A 16571-nucleotide genomic window follows, 5' to 3' on the forward strand; every position below is an offset into this window, starting at 1 on the left:
CCACCTCGCGCATCGAGGACAGCGGCGCACGGCATATCGTGGGCTCGGCAGGCGGGTCTTTCCACGAGCGAGAAGGGAACTCCATGTCGGGTGAGCGGAATCTGCAACAGGCGGTCGACGACTATCTGTCCGGAGCCGACCATCTCCTGCGCCTCATCGGCGAGATCGCCGACGATCGTTGGGAGACACCGGGTCTCGGCGAGTGGACGGTGCGCTCGCTGGTGGGGCACACGACGCGCTCGCTGACCACCGTCGCCGATTATCTCGCGCAACCCGAACCCGCGATCGACATCGACTCGGTCGGCGACTACTACGCGAGGATCCAGGGACTGGCGTCCGCACCCGAGGTCACGGCCCGGGGCGTCGCCGCCGGCGTCGAACTCGGCGACGATCCGGCGGCCGAGGCCACCGCACGTCGGGACCGCGCCGCCGCGGCGCTCGACGGCATCGCCGACCGGCCGGTCGCGACCCCGTGGGGCGGCATCCTGCTGTCGCACTACCTGCCCACGCGCACCTTCGAACTCGCGGTGCACGGACTCGACATCGCCCGTGCGATCGGTTCGTCGACGCCGCTGCCGTCGGAGGTGCTCGCCTCGGCGCTGTCCACCGCGGCCGAGGCGGCACGCATCACCGGGCAGGGGGAGCGTGCCCTGCTCGTGCTCACGGGACGGGAGAACGGTCCGATCTCGGTGGTGTGACCGCCGAGACCGGCCCGCGTCAGTTCGGCCCGCGTCAGTTCGGCACGCGACTGTGCGCGAACTCCGCGACGATCGCCGCGTTGAACGCGGGCAGGTCGTCGGGGTTGCGGCTGGTGATCAGGACGCTGTCGCCGCCACGGCAGGTGACCACCTCTTCGTCGACCCAATTGCCGCCGGCGTTGACGACATCGGTCTTCAGGCTCGGGAACGAGGTGAGGGTGCGGCCCCGTACGACGTCGGCCTCGATGAGGGTCCACGGCGCGTGGCAGATGGCCGCGACCGGTTTGCCGGCGTCGAAGAACCCCCGGACGAAGCGCACGGCCGGTCCCGACGCGCGGAGGAAATCGGGGTTGGCGACGCCGCCGGGGAGGACGAGCGCGTCGAAGTCGGCGATCCGGGAGGTTTCGAGGGTCGCGTCGACGGGGAAGGTGTCGGCGCGGTCGAGATGGTCGAACGCCTGGATGGTGCCGGGCTCGATCGAGACCAGGACGGGTTTGCCGCCGCACGCCTCGATGGACTTCCACGGCTCGGTGAGTTCGACCTGCTCGGCACCTTCGTTGGCCACCAGGAAGGCGACGGTGACGTCGTTGAGTTCTTCGGCCATGACTTCCTCCTCACCGGCACCGACCGTCCCTCGGACGCCGGTGCGAGTGTCTGATCTGCTTCGACCTGGTCTCGGTCGCCGAAACACCGAGGTACCCACGCGCCACCGGCCCCAACCATCGGCGGGCCGACTGCGCCGTGTTGAATGGCTGCGTCACGCGCCCTCTGCGGGTGCAGCTGCGCCACGCGCCGCTGAGGGCGCATCGGGCCGACGGGGAGGAGTCAGACATGGGTGGTCTCGACGGTGTCGCGACGCTGATCCACCTGGTGCGGGGCGGAGAGGTCGCCGAGACCAGGAAGACGCCGCACACGGTGATCGCCGACGGGCCGCATCGGCGGGTCCTTCGGTACGGAGACGACGCGGCCCGGGCAGCCGCGCGGGATGGATCGCGGCCGCCGGTGCTGCTGATCCCGCCCCTGGCGGTGTCGACGGACTGCTACGACCTCACCCCGGGACTGAGCCTCGTCGAGCACCTCCTGGCGACCGGGCGGGTGCCCTACGTCGTCGACTTCGGCGACATGACCCGAGAGGACCGCGACCTCGGGTTCGAGGAGTTCGTCACCGACATCGTGCCCGGCGCGATCTCGGCGGTGGTCGCCGACCTCGGTGGCGACCGCGCCGACGACGAGTCCGGCGACGAGGCCCCGAACGTCGAGGTGGACCTCATCGCGTGGAGCCTGGGCGGGACCATCGGATTCCTGACGCTGGCGGCCGACCCGGGTCTGCCGGTGCGCTCGATGACCGCGGTCGGCACGCCCCTCGACTACGATCGGGTGCCCCCGTATCCGCTGGTGAAGACGTTGATGAAGCCGATCGGCACCGCACCCGTCTCGCTGGCGCTGCGGGCGCTCGGCGGTATCCCGGCGCCGCTGGTCCAGGTCGCCTATCGGGGCACCGCCTGGCAGCGCGAACTCAAGAAGCCCGGCTACATCATCCGCAACGCCCACGACCCCGAGGCGCTCACGCGGATGAAGGCGATCGACCGCTTCCAGGAGACGATGCCCGGCTACCCGGGCCGGGCGTCGGAGCAGATGTGGGAGAACTTCATCATGCGCGGCGAGCTGGCGAGCGGGGTGGTCCACTTCGACGACCTCACCATCGACCTGTCGAAGGTCGGCGTGCCCGTGCAGCTGTTCGGCAGCCACCGCGACGCGATCGTCAGCTGGGAGGCCGCGCACCACGGCGTCGACCTGTTCACCGGATCGCCGCGGGTGGAGTTCACCACCGTCGAGACGAGTCACCTCGGGCTCATCGCGGGGACGGCGGCAGTCGAGCAGACATGGCCGCGGATCGACGAGTTCCTGGCGGGACTGGACTGACCCTCGCCGCGCCGGTCCCGCCCGCTCACCCACCGAATGCGGGTCGCGGCAAGCGATTGCGCGGGCCGACGATCAGGCGGCGCCCGCGGACCGCGCTCAGGGCGCGACGCTGAGCCAGTCGGCGAACCCCGAGGGATCGTGGCGGCCGAGTGCGCCGTGCTCGAACAGGCCCCAGCCGGTGCGGGAGGTGCCGTCGGCCTCCCGGCACACCGCCCGCCCGACGTGGTCGATGACCCCGAACGGCATGCGTCCGATGATCTCCGGACTCGTCATGTCGTAGGTGAGGCGTTCGGTGAAGCCCTCGCCGCGCCACATGCCGTGAAGCCAGTCGGGGTCGCCGCCGTAGCCGCCGCCGACGTGGATCGGCACCGGCAGCAGGGACTCGACCTCCAGCGTCACGGGGGAGCCGTCCGACGCGGTCGCGGAGATCGTCGCGCCGGTGGGGATTCGCGTGCCCGAGGCGTAGTGGACCGAGATCCGCGGCCAGCCCAGTTGTTCGACGCGTCCGTCCTTCCACACGCGCGAACAGTCGTTGAGGGTGCGGTGGCCGTCGGGGTCCTCCTGCACGATGAGGACGAGCTGGAAGTCGTCGAAGGCCATCGGGACATACAGCCACCACATCCCCTCGAACGGCGGGTCCGCAGGCCTCCCCGCGGGTTCCGGCTCGCCGACGGGGCGGATACCCCAGGAGCGGTCGCGGGTGCCGACCCACGTCGACGGGTCGACGTCGATGGTCTCGCCGTCGACGGTGATGTGGCCGCGCCACGTGCCCACCTGCGCGAAGCGCTGGGCGTCGAGGGTGACCTTGGTGCCCTGGCGCATGAGGTGCGGCTGTTCGAGCAACGGGTCGAACAATCCCTCCCAGTGCAGGTCGAGCGAGATGCCCTCGGTCTCGGCGAGCGTGAGATGCAGTGTGCGCAAGGGTTCGTCGACGGCGAGCCGGTAGCCGCCCACGTGCTGGTCGAGACGGTCGTCGTCGATGGCATCGCTGAGGTGGACGGCGGTCTGCGTGTCGTCACCGTCCGGGTTCCGGCGCCGGATGAGCACGAAGGCGTCCTTCACCCCGAGGTTCGGGTAGTAACCGATCCCGGTGATCAGGAAGAGGTTCCCGCTGCGGTCGTGCGCGTTCAGATAGGCGCGATCGTAGAAGTTGCGGTCGGAGTCACCCGGCCACGCGATCGGTTGTGCCAGTTGGTGGATGGGGAACTCGTCGAGGGGGCCGAGGCCGCTGCGGCTCATCAGGATTCCTCCAGCAGACGTTCGAGAAGTGGCCGGTGGTAGAAGAGGGTGCCGTCGACGTCGTCGGGACGCTCCATCTCCCCGAAGTGGACCCGCCGTGCGCCGGTGCGCATGAACACGCAGCACCACTGGACCGCGGCGAACACGTGGAACCAGCGCAGGTCGCCCAGCTCGACGCCGGTCCGGTCGAGATATGTTGCGCGGACGTCGTCTTCGCGCAGGAGATCGGGGAGGCCGGGGAGCCCCGCCATGGTCGCGAGCTCCTGGAAGACCTGGTGGGCGAAGATCGCCCACGCGACGTCGAGCTCGCGCGGGCCGAGTCGCGCCATCTCCCAGTCGAGCACGGCGGTCGGCGCGGCGTCGACGAACATCGTGTTGCCCAGCCGGGCGTCGCCCCAGGACAGGACGGATTCGCCGGCGGCCGCGTCGTCGGGGAAATGCGCGGCGAGCCAATCCAGCGCGCGCTCGACCAGGGGCGAGCGGCCGATGCCCTCGGCGGAGAGGTCGTACCAGTCGCGCAACCACGCGAGAAGCCGTGCCAGGACGGTGTCCCCGGGCGGCAGGTCCTCGAGGAGGAAGCCGAAGCGGCGGGCGGGCTCGGGGATGGAGTGGAGGTCGGCGATCACCTCGATCAGCGCATCCTGCATGCGCCGCCGGTCCTCCGCGGAGGCATCGGCGAACCAGTTGTCCCCGAAGGTGTAGGGCATCACGTCGGGCGGGACGCCGCCGGCGAGCCGGTCCATGAGGAAGAACGGGGCGCCCAGCAGTGAGCCGGTCGGCTCGAGGTGGTGGACGCGGGGCACGGGGACGTCGGTGAGTTCGGCGACCAGGCGCATCGTCTCGAACTGATGGTCCATCCGGTAGGTGCGGAAGACCGGGATGTCGGCGGCCGCGGGCGCCATGCGCATGACCCACTCCCGGGCGGGCGAGCCCGGCCAGGTGGCGGTGACCGGGATGGTCTCCGACGACATGCCGTTGGCGTCGACGCCGGCCTCGACGGTCACCTCGGGCGCGGCGTCGGGAGTGTCCGGCTGGTCGGCGAGCCAGGCGGCGAGCGTCGCCGGGACCGAGGCCGTGTCCCGGCTGGAGCGTTGCAGATGGTCGAGGTGTTCGACGACGGGTTCGGTGGCCACGACAACCCCCAATGGTTTCGCTACGGTGAGTAGCGTAATGACATCAGAAGCGGCGAACGGCCCGCAGCGTCTTCGGGAAATTCGCGACGACCGAAGAGGGCTGGGCTCATGAGTGGTTCGAGAGGCGTGGCGCCGGCGCGCGACACCCATGGGGGCGTCGGCCCCGAGGGCGCGGCCGGGCGACCCCGGGATGCGCGGATCGACTCCGCGGTCCTCGCGGCCGCGGGGGAGCTCGTCGTCGAGGCGGGTTACCAGAAGCTGAGCCTGGCGGCGATCGCCGAGCGGGCGGGCACCACCAAGACCGCCCTCTACCGGCGATGGTCGGGGAAGGCCGAACTCGTCCACGACCTCGTCTTCGCCCACATGACCCGTCTGCCGCCGTCGAGCGGCGAGGCGGCGTCGGACCTGCGGACGATGATCGTCGCCGCGTGTGAGCTCTTCGCGAGCCCGGTGACCCGGGCGGCACTGCCCGGCCTCATCGCCGACATGTCGGCCGACCCCGAACTCGCCCGCCGCGTCCACGCGGGATTCGCCGGGGTCTTCGACGCCCTGCGGGAGCGTCTCGTCGTCGCCGTCGAACGCGGGGAGGTACGCGGCGACGCCGACCCGGACCGCCTCATCGAGATCATCGGCGGATCGGCGATGCTCCACGTCCTGATGCGGCCCGGCGGGAACGCCGACGGCGCGATGTTCGACGAGAACTGGGCAGACCGGCTGGCGGCCCTGGTGCTTCACGGAGTGATGCGCTGAGAGAGACCGGCGTCACGTGGCGGCCGCAGCGCGGACATAGACTCGCAGGATGAGCTCCCGAGACCCCCGCACCACCGATGAGATCGTCGAGAAGATCCTGTCCACCTACGACACCATCACGGTCGTCGGCGCCAGTGCGAATCCCGCCAAACCGGCCAACGAGGTGCCCGCGCACATGAAGCACCTCGGCTGGCGGATCATCCCCGTCAACCCGACCGCGGACGAGATCGTGGGCGAGAAGGCCTACCGGTCGCTGGCCGACATCCCCGAACAGGTCGGACTCGTCGACGTGTTCCGCCCCGGACCCGAGTGCGCCGAGGTCGCGCGGGCGGCCGTCGCGGCCGGGGCCACGGCACTGTGGCTGCAGCTCGGCATCACCTCGCCCGAGGCCCGCCGGATCGCCGAGGACGCCGGTCTGCTCTACGTCGAGGACCGCTGCCTGATCATCGAACAGCGCCGCACCGGCATCGTGCCCGCGTGACGAAGGCGGGTGACCGGTGGAACTCCTCGATGATCTGACCCATCAACGACTTCCGCTGTTCCTGCTGTTCGCCTCGTTCGTCGTCACGTTCATCGTGACGCGCGTGATCACCCGGCTCATCCGGGCCGGCAAGGGGCCGTTCCGCAACAACGTGTCCGGCGGCATCCACGTGCATCACATGGTGCCCGGCCTGGCCCTCACCATCGTGGGCGCCTTCATCTCGGTGGGCGTCAACGGAGTCGAGCCCGGGGCGGCGATCAGCGCGGTGATGATCGGCATCGGCGCGTCGCTCGTGCTCGACGAGTTCGCACTGATCCTGCGGCTGCAGGACGTGTACTGGTCACGCGAGGGGCAGTTGTCGGTCCAGGTGGTGGCGCTCACGGTAGCCGCGCTGGGCATGGTGCTCCTCGGATTCAACCCGTTCAACGCCGAGACCGACGTGGAGTTCGGCCCGATCGTGTTCGCGGTGACCGCCCCGGTCAACATCGCCGCGGCGATCGTCTGCGTGATCAAGGGCAAGTACTCGACGGCGGTGGTGGGCGTCTTCATCCCGATCTTCGCCTGGACGGGCGCCATCCGGCTCGCCCGGCCGAAGTCCCCGTGGGCTCGACGCCGGTACTCGCCGGAGAAGCTCGAGAAGGCAACGGCGCGCGCACGCCGCTTCGACAAGCGTTGGGGACGCCGGGGATTGACCATCGGGGACTGGATCGCCGGCAAGCCGACCGAGGACCCGGCCGACCCCGCGCTGCCCGAGAAGCGCGACGGGACAGGGGAGGCGCTCCCGCGCTGAACCGTCGGATTCGGTGTCGTCACCGTTCGGCGGGATCGAAGTGCTCACGCGCGATCTCGACGAACCGGCGCGTCGCAGGCGACGCCGTGACGCGCCACACCAGGCCCAGCCGCGCGCGGGTGTCGATGCCGCGGATCACACGCCCGACGACGCGTTCGTCGGCGGCCGCGATCGACTCGCTGAGGATGCCGGTTCCCATTCCGCTGCACACCAATTCGATGATCGCGTCGGGTGAGGACGCCTCGATCGCGGGCCGGACGGGTGCGCCGTGCGCGGACGCCGCCGCGTCGAAGACGGCCCGGATTCCCGCGCCCTCCGGCAGGGAGATCAGTGAGTGCCGCCGGAGCTCGTCGAGATCGATCGCCTGCCCGCGGTCGGGGGCATCGGCCGGGACGACGGCGACGACCGGCTCGTCGACGACCGTCAGCGCCTCCACCGACCGCGGTAGCGTGTCGCCGTAGCCGGCGAGTGCGATGTCGAGCGCGCCGTCGACGACCGAGGCGACGAGTTCCTCAGAGGGCGCCTCGCGAAGGCTCAACCCGACCTTCGGGTGCGCCGCACCGAAGCTGCCCAGTGCAGCGAACAGCGGTGCGACGGTACATCCCTCGACCATTCCCACGGCCAGGTTCCCGCGGAGGAGGCCCCGGACCTCGGCGACGGCGCGGGCGACGTCCTCGGCGGCCGACAGCGCCGCCGTCGCCGCCGGGAGGGCTGCTCGGCCGGCGTCGGTGAGCCGGACGGCGCGGCCCGATCGGTCGAAGAGCGCCGCGCCCAGCTCGTGTTCGAGATTGCGGATCTGCGCGCTGATGTTCGGCTGGGTGGTGTGCACGCGGTGTGCGGCCGCGGTGAAGCTTCCCTCGGCCGCCACCGCGGCGAAGTACTCGAGCTGCCGCAACTCCATAACTGTTGATGATAGCGAGCATCACAAACATCACCTGGACTTATGTCCGGATCTGATCGACCGTGGGGGTACACGTCCCGATCGAAAGGATTCGATGATGTCCGACCACGAGACCGCACGCACTCCCGAAGATCTGACCAGGATGTTCGTCGAGTACTCGAACGCCGGCGACCCCGACGCGGTGGCGGCGCTCTATCACGAGGACGCCGTGATGGCCTTCCCGCCGGGACAGGTGACGCGGGGCCGTCAGGCGATCCGTGACCTGTGGGCGACGGTGCTCGAGCAGCGGCCGACCTTCGTTCCCGAGCCGCCGTTGCCGACGCTCTACTTCGGAGAGGACCTGGCCCTCACCTCCACGCCGCCCCGCGACGGCGCCGGTGCGCGGGCGCAGGTGGTGATGCGCCGCCCCGACGGTTCCTGGGTACGCGTCATCGACCAGCCCGAGTTCTGCACGCCCACACGGTGAGCGCCGGCCGGCCGGCATTTCTGACACCGGATTCAGATCTCGTGCTAGCTTCGCTGTGGCGGGGATTACACCGGCACCTCCCCGGAACCGCGTCACCGGGCCGACCCGACCCGCCGGGAGGTGGCGAGCGGGCCGGTGCCACAGGGAGCGAGAGGACGGGATCTGCGTGTCAGTGCCGGAAGCCCAGGACGTGGCCGCGCGTGTGGCCGGGCGGCTCGCGTCGAAGCGCGGCACCCCGGTGTCGGTCGTCTCGGCGCGACAACTGCCGGCCGGCGCGAGCCGCGCGACGTATGCGGTCGACCTCGTCGACGCCGATGGGCGGATCGAGCAGGTCATCGTGCGCGCCGTCCCGTCCGCCGCCGACGACGGCGGGCTCGCCGACGAGGCGAAGGTCCTGCGGGCCGCGGCCGACGCCGGGGTCCCGGTCCCGCGGATCCTCGACGCGGCATTCGGCGGGGCCGACAATCCCCTCGGGTTTCCGTACCTGGCAATGGAGTTCATCGCCGGCGAGTCGATACCCCGGCGCATCCTCCGTGACGGCGCCCATGCGACCGCGCGCGAGCGCTTCGTCGAGCAGTGTGGACGGATTCTGGCACGGGTGCACCAGATCGACGCGGTCGAGGCCCCCGGTCTCACCGAACTGACCGATCCCGTCGAAGGGCTGAGGCAGCTCTTCCCGAGGGAGTTCGACGCCATGCCCGCCGGCCTCGTCCTCGCGGTCCGGTGGCTGCGCGACAACCCGCCGGCGCCGTCGCCGAAGACATGCGTCGTGCACGGCGATTTCCGCCTGGGGAACCTCCTGATCGACGCCGAAGGCGTTGCCGCCGTGCTGGACTGGGAACTGGTCCACATCGGCGACCCGATCGAGGACCTCGGCTGGCTGTGCGCCAAGGCCTGGCGCTTCGGCGGTGCCGCGCCGGTCGCCGGCATGGGCGAGCGGGCGGCGCTGCTCGACGCCTACGCCGAGATCGCCGGCTGGCGTCCGGACGAGGAGACCCTGCGCTGGTGGGAGCTCTACGCCACCGTCAAGTGGGGTCTGATCTGCGCGGTGCAGGCCAACCGGCATCTCGACGGCGTCGAACGGTCGGTGGAGCTCGCCGCCATCGGAAGACGCAGCGCGGAACAGGAATTCGACGCACTCCTCGACCTCGGCCTGGTGTCCCCGGAGATGGTCGAGGACCCGCTGGCGGCCGGTGTGGCCGCCCCGGACGAGGCGCCCCACGGCGAGCCGAGCTCGCTCGAGCTGCTCGAGGCGGTCGCCGGATTCCTGCGCTCGGACTCGGTCACCGCCGAGATGTCGCCGCAGGTGCGGTTCCACACCCGCGTCGCCGGAAACGTCGTCGACGTGGTGCGCCGCCAGATCCTGCTGGGGCCCCGGCAGGCCGCGGAGAGCGCCGCACGTCTGGCCGCACTCGGAGTGGCCGACCAGCGGGCCCTCTGCGACGCGCTGTGGTCCGGCGAGCTCGACGCCGCGGACGAGAAGGTGCGTGACGCCGTCGTCGCCGACGTGCGCGCCCGGCTGCTGGTGGCCAACCCGAGGTACTTCGCCGTCCCGCACCCGTGACCGGCGCCGACCGGCGACCCGACCCCGACGAGAAGGATTCACCGTGGACTTCGCATTGCCCGACTCGCTCAAGGACTACCTCGACGAGCTCGACGCCTTCATCGAGGCCGAGATCAAGCCGCTCGAGCAGGCCGACGACAACATCCGGTTCTTCGACCACCGCCGCGAGGACTCCCGGACCGACTGGGAGCGGGGCGGCCTGCCGAATGCCGAGTGGGAGGCGCTCCTGGCCGAGGCCCGCCGGCGCGCCGATGCCGCCGGCCACTTCCGGTACCCGTTCCCCAAGGAGTACGGCGGGCGCGACGGGTCGAATCTCGCGATGGCGGTCATCCGCGAGCACCTCGCGTCCAAGGGCCTCGGCCTGCACTGCGACCTGCAGAACGAGCACGCGATCGTGGGCAACAACATCGGCCTGCTGCTGATGCTCGAATACGGGACCCCCGAACAGCAGGAGGAGTGGGTCGAGGGCCTCGCGGCGGGCACCAAGTTCTTCGCGTTCGGGATCACCGAGCCAGATCACGGCTCGGACGCCACCTACATGGAGACGACCGCCGTCCGAGACGGCGACGACTGGATCATCAACGGCGAGAAGACCTGGAACACCGGCATCCACGCCGCCCATCGCGACATCGTCTTCGCCCGCACCAGCGGCGAACCCGGCGACGCCACGGGCATCACCGCATTCCTCGTCGACCCGAAGGCACCCGGGTTCACCGTCGAGGAGTACCTGTGGACGTTCAACATGCCGACCGATCACGCGCACATCACCCTCCGCGACGTGCGCGTGCCGAACTCGGCGGTGTTCGGCGCCGAGGGCGCCGGCCTGCAGGTGGTGCAGCACTTCTTCAACGAGAACCGCATCCGGCAGGCCGCGTCGAGTCTCGGTGCGGCGCAGTACTGCGTCAACCGGGCGGTCGAGTACGCCAACGAGCGCGCGCCGTTCGGCAAGAAGCTCTCGACCAACCAGGCCATCCAGTTCCCGCTCGTCGACCTGCACACCCGGTGTGCGATGGTCCGCGCGCTGATCCGGGAAACCGCCTGGAAGATGGACACATACGGTCCGTTCTCGGCGTCGGCCGAGGTGTCGATGTGCAACTACCAGGCCAATCGCCTGTGCTGTGACGCCGCCGACCAGGCGATGCAGGTCTTCGGCGGTCGCGGCTACTCGCGGCACGAGCCGTTCGAGCACATCTACCGTCACCACCGCCGCTACCGCATCACCGAGGGGGCCGACGAGATCCAGATGCGCCGCGTCGCCGGATACCTGTTCGGTTTCATGTCGGGCAAGGCGCCCAAGGGTGTGCGGCCGTCCTGAGTAGGCTTGGCGGCATGCGAGAAGGTGTGCGAGTCGCGTCGGATGAGGTGATCCGGCCATGATCGCAGTCGTCGTCATCGTCGTGACCGTGGTGGTCGCGCTGTTCATCCTGGCCGGGGCGGCCTGGTTCGCCTACGACTCCGACAAACGCGTGCGCGCCTTCGCCCGCTCCACCGACCTCATCCCCGGCAAGCCCGGGCGGGCGCCGGAGAGCTGGGCCACCGACAACCACCGAGAGGCGTTGCTGCACCGTCGGATTCGCTACGCGGTCGCCGATGTGCACGCCAATCCGGCGATCCCGCACGACGACGAGCTCGTCGCCGCCCGCGACCGTCTCGACGACGCCGTGTTCGAGATCGACGACCGGCTGATCGCGGCGTCCGAGCTGACCGGCGACGAGGCCGCCGAGGCGCTCGACTCCATCGAGGAGGCGATCAAGGTCCTCGAGCACCTCCCCAAGCAGCTCTGGGAGGCCCCGAAGGCCGCCCAGCTCGCGGACATGGACCGGGTCGCTCGCGTCCTCATCAACGCGTGAACACGGCGTAGACCTCAGATCACGGTCGGACGCGGCGGCGGATCCGGCTCCGGCGGCCGGGGCTGCGGATCAGGAGCCGGTGGGGGCGTGGGCACCGGTATCGGTGGTTCCGGCGGCGGTTCCGGGATGGGCTCGGGGGCCGGCACCGGCTCGGGCGGCGGAGGCGGTTGGGGCACCGGTTGGTTCATGGTCGTCGTCCGGTCCATCGTCGTCCGGTCCATGACGGTCCTCTCGACGTGCGCGTTCGTCTTGGTCTCAGACGCCTTGCGTCCTCGACGCTACGCCCGGACGTGACGGCCGGCCACCGTGCGGTTGCCGGTCAGGACCGAGCGAGTTCGAGCAGTGCGCGCACCGTTCGGAGGTTGCGGGCGGTGCCCTGGACGCCGAGCCCGCGCGCGATGGAAGCGGCGGTCAGCTTCGAGCGGCCGGCGCCGGACTCGTAGCGGATGTGCAGGTCGCGGCCGACGACCTGGAAGAGGTCGTCGCCGAAGTCCTGCCTCTCGAAGGCCGCCACCAGTGCGGGATCGGGTTCGGCGACCAGGAAGTGGATGGAGGAGAACCTGTCGTCGACGACCTCGAACGGGTGCGCGTCGAGCGCGGCCGCGACCTCCTCCGCCGACCGGCTGATCACCTCCCGGAAGTACCCGTAGCGTGCGGTGATGGCGGTCTCGAGGGCCCGGTCGAAATGGTCCGGGTCGCCGGGCGGTGAGCAGACGAGATTGCCCGACGCGATGTAGGTGGCCACGTCGGACGCCCCGAGTTCGGTTGCCATCTCCCGCAATTCGGCCATCGGGAGTTTCACGCCGCCGACGTTGACCGCGCGGACGAGGACGATGCGCCGACCGGCCTCGGATCGGGTTGCGTTTGTCGCCACGTCGTGTCCGGGAAGCGGTGACATCAGCGTCGGGTCGCCACCGCGAAGCTGCGCCGGAACGGCAAGAGCGTTCCCCATTCGCGACGCGGATAGGCCTCCGAGAGCCGCTTCTTGAGCTCGGTGACGAACGGCTTGCGGTGCTCGGCCGGCAGCGCTTGAAGGTAGGGGCGTGCCCCGGTCCCGGAGATCCAGTCGAAGACGGGGTCGTCGCCGTCGAGTACGTGCAGATAGGTCGTCTCCCAGGCGTTCACCCGGAAACCGCGGTCGAAGAAGAACTCCAGGTACAGCTCGGCGTCGAGTCGGGGCAGCGGCCGCACGTCGGCCAGGTGCTCCCGGTACGGCTCGGCGGCCGCGAGCTCGGCCAGCGCGGTGCGGAACGGGGCATCGTGCCCGTTGGGCACCTGGATCGCGAAGGCCCCGCCGTCCGAGAGGTGCCCGAGCAGCCGGTCGATGACCGCGAACTGGTCGGGAACCCACTGGAACATGGCGTTCGAGATCATCAGGTCGTACGTGCGGTTCGGGGTCCACTCGGTGACGTCGGCGACGTCGAAGTTCGCGAGCGGATCGGTGTTGTCGCCGATGGCGCGCCCGATCATCGCGGCCGACTCGTCGATGCCGAGGATCTCCGCGTCGGGCCACTGCGCACGCAGGTGTTTGGTGAGGTGGCCCGGGCCGCAGCCCAGGTCGACGATGGTCGCCGGGTTGATGGGGATCTGCGCGATGAGGTCGAGGAAGGGTCTCGCGCGGTCGTCGGCGAATTGCAGGTAGCGTGCCGGATCCCAGACAGCCATGCACTCCACACTAGGGCGCCGGCGTGGACGGTGTCACCAGCAGACCGGGACGTGTGGGGGTTCGGCCCACGGTGCGTCCGAGGGGGTCGTCGGCTTGGGGCGCTGTCTCGTCGCTGACGTAGGCTTCCCTGCGTGAGTCAACCGGTCGACGCTGCTGCGAACACGAACACCGACGCCGTTGTGGAGATCTCCACCGACGGGGCGTGCCTGGGCAATCCGGGGCCGGGCGGGTGGGGCGCGGTGCTGCGCTACAAGGACAAGGAGAAGCGGATCTCCGGCTCCGACCCGGACACCACCAACAACAAGATGGAGCTGACCGCCGCCATCGAGGGCCTCGCCGCGCTCACCCGACCGTCGCGCGTGATCATCTACACCGACTCCACCTACGTGCGCAACGGCATCACCAAGTGGGTGGCCGGCTGGCAGGCGAACGGGTGGAAGACCAAGGACAAGAAGCCCGTGAAGAACGCCGACCTGTGGCGTCGCCTCATCGAGGAGGAACAGCGGCACCAGGTGGAGTGGCGGTGGGTCAAGGGGCACGCGGGCGACCACTACAACGAGATCGCCGACGAGCTGGCGACCACCGCCGCGAAGTCGGTGGCCAGGTGACCGCGATACCGGTCGCGCTCGAGCCATACCGCGACGAGCACCTCGTGGCCGCGATCGAGAGCACCGGCGGCGAGATCGCCGGCCTCGACGAGGCGCGGGTGCTGGTGTGGATCGGCACGCCCGACGACTTCCCCGAGCTCGGCGATCACATCGAATGGGTCGCGCTGAAGTCCGCCGGTATCGAGGACTTCTTCGACGCGGGCCTACCGGACGACCGCCGCATCTGGACCAATGCCTCCGGGTTCTACGCCGAGAACGTCGCCGAGCACGCGCTGGCGCTGCTGCTCGCCGGGCTGCGGCAGATCAACACCGCGGTCGTGCGGCACTGGGACAAGGAGCGCATCGACACCTCGGTGCGGTCGCTGCACGGTTCGACGGTCGCCATCGTGGGCGCCGGCGGGATCGGGGCGTCGCTCGCGCCGCGGTTGAAGGCCTGCGGCGCGCGGGTGATCGCGGTCAACCGGTCGGGACGGGACGTGCCCGGCGCCGACGAGGTGCGCCGGGCGAGTGAGCTCGACGGGCTCTGGGGCGCCACCGACCACGTCGTGCTGGCCGCACCCGCCACGGCCGAGACGCGGCACCTGATCAACGCCGAAACCCTTGCGGCGCTGCCGGATCACGCGTGGATCGTGAACGTAGCGCGCGGTCCGCTGGTGGACGAGGCGGCGTTGTACCGGGCGCTGGCCGACGGCGTGATCGCCGGTGCGGCGCTCGACGTCACCGATCCCGAACCGCCGGCCGAGGACAACCCGCTGTGGTCGCTGCCGAACGTGATCATCACGCCCCATGTCGCCAACCCGGCGTCGGGGCTGACGCGGGAGTTCGCGCCGTGGCTCGCCGAGAACCTCCGCCGCTTCGCCGCCGGCGAGGACCTGCTGGCGCGGGTCACCCCGGACCGCAACTACTGATCCGGGTCAATTTCTAGAACACGTTCTCGTTTCGGCGGCGATCGTGGCAGAGTCGGGGAGTGATTCTCGACAGATTCCGCCTCGACGACCACGTCGCCGTCGTCACCGGGGCCGGACGAGGGCTGGGTGCGGCGATCGCCGTCGCCTTCGCCGAGGCCGGCGCCGACGTGGTGATCGCCGCGCGCAGCGAATTCGACCTCGAACAGGTGGCCGGGCAGATCGCCGACGCCGGGCGCCGGGCCCACATCGTCCCCGTGGACCTCAGCAACTCCGACGCCGCGGCCGCCCTCGCGCAGACCGCGGTCGACGAGTTCGGCCGCCTCGACGTCGTCGTGAACAACGTCGGCGGCGCCATGCCGCGGCCGCTGTTCGACACCGCTCCCAAGCACTTGGTGGACGCGTTCGCCTTCAACGTCGCCAACGCGCACGCACTCACCGTGGCCGGTGCCAAGCAGATGCTGGCGACCACGGGCGGCGGCTCGGTCATCAACGTGACGTCGGCGGTCGGGCGGCTTCCGGGTCGCGCCTACGCCGCCTACGGAACCGCGAAAGCCGCTCTGGCGCACTACACGCGGATCGCGGCGATGGACCTCAACCCCAAGATCCGCGTGAACGGGATCGCCCCGGGCGCCATCCACACGTCGGCACTGGAGATCGTCGCCGACAACGACGAGATGCGGAGCGCGGTGGAGAAGGCCACCCCGATCCACCGCCTCGGCGAGCCCGAGGACATCGCGGCGGCCGCGGTCTACCTGGCCTCGCCTGCCGGCGCATACGTCACCGGCAAGATCCTCGAGGTGGACGGCGGGATCATCGCGCCCAACCTCGATCTGCCGATCCCGGACCTGTAGCCGGCGGCCGCACCCGGGTCACGTCAGTCGTCCCCGCGTCCGGGCTCCAGCGCACCGGCGATCTGGCCCTCGAGCCGCTCGGCGGCGGCCGGGGGAACGTCGATGAGCCCGTCGAGCTCGGCGCGTGCCTTCTTGTACGCGGCCTGTCGCTCGGCGGGGGTGGCGCCGGTGTCGGAGGCCACGCCGATGAGTTTGCGGGCGCGCTCGAGTGCCTCGCGCTCGACCGGGGAGAACGCCGCCTGCCTGCGGCGCCGCGCCTCCCGCTCGGCCGCCTCGAAGGCCGCGGCATACTCCGCGACCGCTTCGCGGTACCGGTCGAACTCGTCCGGGGGCAACGACGTCTCCGTCGCGTCGGGAGCGGGCTCCTCCGGCCGCAGGTCGTCGGCCCGGACCCGCGCCCGGTGGAAGGCCAGCGTCAGCGGTTCCCGCATGTCGGTCATGAGCGGGTACTCGATGAGGGTGGCGAGATCGAGTTCGTAGGCGAACCAGCGTGCGTTCAGGGCGTCGTGCTGCTCGAGGGTCTTGCGCAGTTGCCGCAGCGACGTCGTGGTCAGCCTCAGCTGTTCGGTCCTCGCCGACGCCCGGATTCGCTCGAGCTCGATCTTGTCCTTCCGGCGCTTCTCGTTGTACTTCGCCACCGAGCCCACCCAGCCGCCGACCACGCCGCCGACGGGGAAGACCAACCACCAGTAGTCAGACGCGAATTCGAGGATTCCGGTCACATCGACGACTCTACGGCCCGT

General features: G+C 70.4%; 19 protein-coding genes. 12 read left to right on the plus strand and 7 right to left on the minus strand.

All coding sequences use genetic code 11. The features are described 5' to 3' along the window. The first annotated feature begins 83 nt into the window (after positions 1-83). Positions 84-698 carry a maleylpyruvate isomerase family mycothiol-dependent enzyme gene (locus tag GP2_RS15045; protein ID WP_006901383.1) on the plus strand — a complete coding sequence of 205 codons (615 nt, stop codon included), beginning with the start codon at positions 84-86 and terminating at the stop codon, positions 696-698. A gap of 34 nt (positions 699-732) precedes the next feature. On the opposite strand, the gene GP2_RS15050 is transcribed toward GP2_RS15045, so the two are convergent. Then, positions 733-1302: a type 1 glutamine amidotransferase domain-containing protein gene (locus tag GP2_RS15050; RefSeq protein WP_006901384.1), complete on the minus strand. Its 570-nt coding sequence runs from the start codon at positions 1300-1302 to the stop codon at positions 733-735. Positions 1303-1529: 227 nt separating this feature from the next. Here GP2_RS15050 and GP2_RS15055 point away from each other — a divergent pair, with 227 nt between their 5' ends. Further along, positions 1530-2621, plus strand: coding sequence for a polyhydroxyalkanoate synthase family protein (locus GP2_RS15055; RefSeq protein WP_006901385.1), 1092 nt, complete (start codon positions 1530-1532; stop codon positions 2619-2621). A gap of 96 nt (positions 2622-2717) precedes the next feature. Here GP2_RS15055 and GP2_RS15060 read toward each other — a convergent pair whose 3' ends face one another. Together GP2_RS15060 and GP2_RS15065 are read right to left on the minus strand one after the other, a co-directional pair. Beyond that, entirely contained in the window at positions 2718-3860 is a 1143-nt protein-coding gene (locus GP2_RS15060) for an Rv3169 family protein (protein WP_006901386.1), read from the minus strand. Next, positions 3860-4993 carry a phosphotransferase family protein gene (locus tag GP2_RS15065; RefSeq protein WP_006901387.1) on the minus strand — a complete coding sequence of 378 codons (1134 nt, stop codon included), beginning with the start codon at positions 4991-4993 and terminating at the stop codon, positions 3860-3862. Before GP2_RS15065 ends, GP2_RS15060 begins: the two co-directional genes overlap by 1 nt. Before the next feature lie 108 nt (positions 4994-5101). Between GP2_RS15065 and GP2_RS15070 the strand changes: the two genes are divergently transcribed. From GP2_RS15070 to GP2_RS15080, 3 genes are read left to right on the plus strand one after another with little or no spacing between them, the layout of a single operon-like run. Continuing rightward, a complete protein-coding gene (locus tag GP2_RS15070) occupies positions 5102-5743 on the plus strand; it encodes a TetR/AcrR family transcriptional regulator (RefSeq protein ID WP_006901388.1) in 642 nt (213 codons plus the stop codon). A gap of 49 nt (positions 5744-5792) precedes the next feature. Then, the gene (locus GP2_RS15075) at positions 5793-6224 is read left to right on the plus strand and encodes a CoA-binding protein (protein ID WP_006901389.1); all 432 of its coding nucleotides are present in this window, start codon (positions 5793-5795) and stop codon (positions 6222-6224) included. 16 nt (positions 6225-6240) lie between these two features. Further along, complete coding sequence (locus GP2_RS15080) at positions 6241-7014, plus strand: hypothetical protein (RefSeq protein ID WP_006901390.1); 774 nt, start codon at positions 6241-6243, stop codon at positions 7012-7014. 19 nt (positions 7015-7033) lie between these two features. On the opposite strand, the gene GP2_RS15085 is transcribed toward GP2_RS15080, so the two are convergent. Then, positions 7034-7915 carry a LysR family transcriptional regulator gene (locus GP2_RS15085; RefSeq protein ID WP_006901391.1) on the minus strand — a complete coding sequence of 294 codons (882 nt, stop codon included), beginning with the start codon at positions 7913-7915 and terminating at the stop codon, positions 7034-7036. A gap of 97 nt (positions 7916-8012) precedes the next feature. Here GP2_RS15085 and GP2_RS15090 point away from each other — a divergent pair, with 97 nt between their 5' ends. From GP2_RS15090 to GP2_RS15105, 4 genes are all read left to right on the plus strand, one after another. Beyond that, complete coding sequence (locus tag GP2_RS15090) at positions 8013-8381, plus strand: YybH family protein (protein ID WP_006901392.1); 369 nt, start codon at positions 8013-8015, stop codon at positions 8379-8381. Positions 8382-8547: 166 nt separating this feature from the next. Further along, positions 8548-9945 (plus strand): phosphotransferase family protein, encoded by a 1398-nt coding sequence (locus GP2_RS15095; protein WP_040527170.1) that lies wholly within the window; start codon positions 8548-8550, stop codon positions 9943-9945. 43 nt (positions 9946-9988) lie between these two features. Beyond that, positions 9989-11260 carry an acyl-CoA dehydrogenase family protein gene (locus GP2_RS15100; RefSeq protein WP_006901394.1) on the plus strand — a complete coding sequence of 424 codons (1272 nt, stop codon included), beginning with the start codon at positions 9989-9991 and terminating at the stop codon, positions 11258-11260. 58 nt (positions 11261-11318) lie between these two features. Continuing rightward, entirely contained in the window at positions 11319-11795 is a 477-nt protein-coding gene (locus tag GP2_RS15105) for a hypothetical protein (RefSeq protein WP_006901395.1), read from the plus strand. 319 nt (positions 11796-12114) lie between these two features. On the opposite strand, the gene GP2_RS15115 is transcribed toward GP2_RS15105, so the two are convergent. Together GP2_RS15115 and GP2_RS15120 are read right to left on the minus strand one after the other, a co-directional pair. Further along, positions 12115-12693 carry a DUF1697 domain-containing protein gene (locus GP2_RS15115; protein WP_006901397.1) on the minus strand — a complete coding sequence of 193 codons (579 nt, stop codon included), beginning with the start codon at positions 12691-12693 and terminating at the stop codon, positions 12115-12117. After that, positions 12693-13460, minus strand: coding sequence for a methyltransferase domain-containing protein (locus GP2_RS15120; RefSeq protein ID WP_006901398.1), 768 nt, complete (start codon positions 13458-13460; stop codon positions 12693-12695). The genes GP2_RS15115 and GP2_RS15120 overlap by 1 nt, the downstream gene beginning before the upstream one ends. Positions 13461-13592: 132 nt before the next feature. Between GP2_RS15120 and rnhA the strand changes: the two genes are divergently transcribed. From rnhA to GP2_RS15135, 3 genes are read left to right on the plus strand one after another with little or no spacing between them, the layout of a single operon-like run. Further along, the gene (rnhA, locus tag GP2_RS15125; protein WP_006901399.1) at positions 13593-14069 is read left to right on the plus strand and encodes a ribonuclease HI; all 477 of its coding nucleotides are present in this window, start codon (positions 13593-13595) and stop codon (positions 14067-14069) included. Then, entirely contained in the window at positions 14066-14977 is a 912-nt protein-coding gene (locus tag GP2_RS15130) for a D-isomer specific 2-hydroxyacid dehydrogenase family protein (RefSeq protein WP_006901400.1), read from the plus strand. The genes rnhA and GP2_RS15130 overlap by 4 nt, the downstream gene beginning before the upstream one ends. A gap of 59 nt (positions 14978-15036) precedes the next feature. Further along, complete coding sequence (locus tag GP2_RS15135; protein WP_006901401.1) at positions 15037-15828, plus strand: SDR family oxidoreductase; 792 nt, start codon at positions 15037-15039, stop codon at positions 15826-15828. Between the two features lie 23 nt (positions 15829-15851). Here the strand turns inward: GP2_RS15135 and GP2_RS15140 are convergent, their stop codons facing one another. Then, positions 15852-16550 carry a hypothetical protein gene (locus GP2_RS15140; protein WP_006901402.1) on the minus strand — a complete coding sequence of 233 codons (699 nt, stop codon included), beginning with the start codon at positions 16548-16550 and terminating at the stop codon, positions 15852-15854. Between the last annotated feature and the right edge of the window lie 21 nt (positions 16551-16571).

It is taken from the genome of Gordonia paraffinivorans NBRC 108238 (assembly GCF_000344155.1).
Classification (GTDB): Bacteria; Actinomycetota; Actinomycetes; order Mycobacteriales; family Mycobacteriaceae; genus Gordonia; species Gordonia paraffinivorans.

Coding starts and splice junctions, on each gene's coding strand:
- GP2_RS15045 (WP_006901383.1), top strand. CDS start 84: ATGTCGGGTGAGCGGAATCTGCAACAGGCGGTCGACGACTATCTGTCC.
- GP2_RS15050 (WP_006901384.1), bottom strand. CDS start 1,302: ATGGCCGAAGAACTCAACGACGTCACCGTCGCCTTCCTGGTGGCCAAC.
- GP2_RS15055 (WP_006901385.1), top strand. CDS start 1,530: ATGGGTGGTCTCGACGGTGTCGCGACGCTGATCCACCTGGTGCGGGGC.
- GP2_RS15060 (WP_006901386.1), bottom strand. CDS start 3,860: ATGAGCCGCAGCGGCCTCGGCCCCCTCGACGAGTTCCCCATCCACCAA.
- GP2_RS15070 (WP_006901388.1), top strand. CDS start 5,102: ATGAGTGGTTCGAGAGGCGTGGCGCCGGCGCGCGACACCCATGGGGGC.
- GP2_RS15075 (WP_006901389.1), top strand. CDS start 5,793: ATGAGCTCCCGAGACCCCCGCACCACCGATGAGATCGTCGAGAAGATC.
- GP2_RS15085 (WP_006901391.1), bottom strand. CDS start 7,915: ATGGAGTTGCGGCAGCTCGAGTACTTCGCCGCGGTGGCGGCCGAGGGA.
- GP2_RS15090 (WP_006901392.1), top strand. CDS start 8,013: ATGTCCGACCACGAGACCGCACGCACTCCCGAAGATCTGACCAGGATG.
- GP2_RS15105 (WP_006901395.1), top strand. CDS start 11,319: ATGATCGCAGTCGTCGTCATCGTCGTGACCGTGGTGGTCGCGCTGTTC.
- GP2_RS15115 (WP_006901397.1), bottom strand. CDS start 12,693: ATGTCACCGCTTCCCGGACACGACGTGGCGACAAACGCAACCCGATCC.
- GP2_RS15120 (WP_006901398.1), bottom strand. CDS start 13,460: ATGGCTGTCTGGGATCCGGCACGCTACCTGCAATTCGCCGACGACCGC.